Source organism: Methylobacterium oxalidis (assembly GCF_007992195.1).
Taxonomy (GTDB): Bacteria; Pseudomonadota; Alphaproteobacteria; order Rhizobiales; family Beijerinckiaceae; genus Methylobacterium; species Methylobacterium oxalidis.
Genome location: NZ_BJZU01000341.1, coordinates 1 through 579 on the forward strand (window position 1 = coordinate 1; position 579 = coordinate 579).

The window sequence follows — 579 nt, forward strand, 5'->3', positions numbered from 1 at the left end:
TGCGCGTCTCCGCCGAGCTGCCCGGCCTCGACGAGAAGGACGTCGAGCTCACGATCGACGACGGCGTCCTGACGCTGCGGGGCGAGAAGCGGGCCGAGACGACGGACACGCAGCGCGGCTACTCGGAGCGCTCCTACGGCCGCTTCGAGCGCGTCCTCGCCCTGCCGTTCGCGGTGGAGGAGGACAAGGTCGAGGCCACGTTCCGGAACGGCGTGCTCAGCGTGACGCTGCCCCGCTCGGCCAAGGCGCCGGAGCGCGGCCGGCGCATCGCGATCAACGGCGGCGGGCCGCAGGCGACGGCTCACTGACCGGGAGGCCCTCTCGACCAGGGAGTCAGAGGAACGACTGAACGCATGACATGGCGGCCGGCGCGGACCTCCAGGCGGCGCCGGTCGCCCAGCCTTTGCTCACGAGGAGGAGGGTTCCCATGCAGCAGATCGAGACAACCATCGAGCGCCTCGGTCCGATGGCCGCCGCGACGCTCAGGGCGTCGGCCGTCGATCCGTTCGAGGCTCTCGTCGCGCCCGGCGACGTGTTCCGGCACCCACACGACGTTCTGGCCTACCCGAACCTGTCGCG

The 579-nt window shown here is 71.7% G+C and carries 1 protein-coding gene; it reads left to right on the plus strand.

What is annotated here, in order from left to right:
- A partial coding sequence (locus MOX02_RS30895; protein WP_147029558.1) for an Hsp20/alpha crystallin family protein occupies positions 1 to 308 on the plus strand: 308 nt, incomplete at its 5' end.
- Positions 309 to 579 lie beyond the last annotated feature (271 nt).